This window comes from Actinoplanes awajinensis subsp. mycoplanecinus (assembly GCF_001509495.1).
Classification (GTDB): domain Bacteria; phylum Actinomycetota; class Actinomycetes; order Mycobacteriales; family Micromonosporaceae; genus Actinoplanes; species Actinoplanes palleronii.
In genome coordinates this window covers 1-398 of record NZ_LLZH01000164.1, presented here as the reverse complement: position 1 = coordinate 398, position 398 = coordinate 1, and the positions used below count along the sequence as shown (strand labels likewise).

At 65.8% G+C, this 398-nt stretch carries 1 protein-coding gene; it reads left to right on the top strand.

Translation table 11 applies throughout. The features are described 5' to 3' along the window. Nucleotides 1-398, top strand: a 398-nt coding sequence (locus ADL15_RS18810) for an SLC13 family permease (protein WP_198170880.1), incomplete at both ends; no start/stop codon positions are given.

Below are 398 nucleotides of genomic sequence, written 5' to 3'. Positions count from 1 at the left end.
CACCTTCAACGACTTCCTCAGCGTGATGGCGCCGTTCGTGCTGGTCGTGTTGATCGTGCTGGTGGTGTTGTGCCGGATCATGTTCCGTAAGGCTTTCCGTTACGACGCCGAACGGGTCAAGCAGGTGATGGCGTTGCGGGAGTCCGACGCGATCCGGGATCGGCGCCTGGTGGTGCTCAGCCTCGCCGTGCTCGGCGCGGTACTTGTCGCGTTCGGCCTGCACACCGTGCTGCACCTGGAACCGTCGGTAGTGGCACTGCTCGGCGGCCTGCTGCTGCTGGCGCTGTCGCGGCTGGACCCCACCGAGGTCGCCAAGGACGTGGAGTGGCCGACGCTGGTGTTCTTCGCCGGGCTGTTCGTCATGGTCGGTGGCCTGGTCGAGACCGGGGTGATCGACA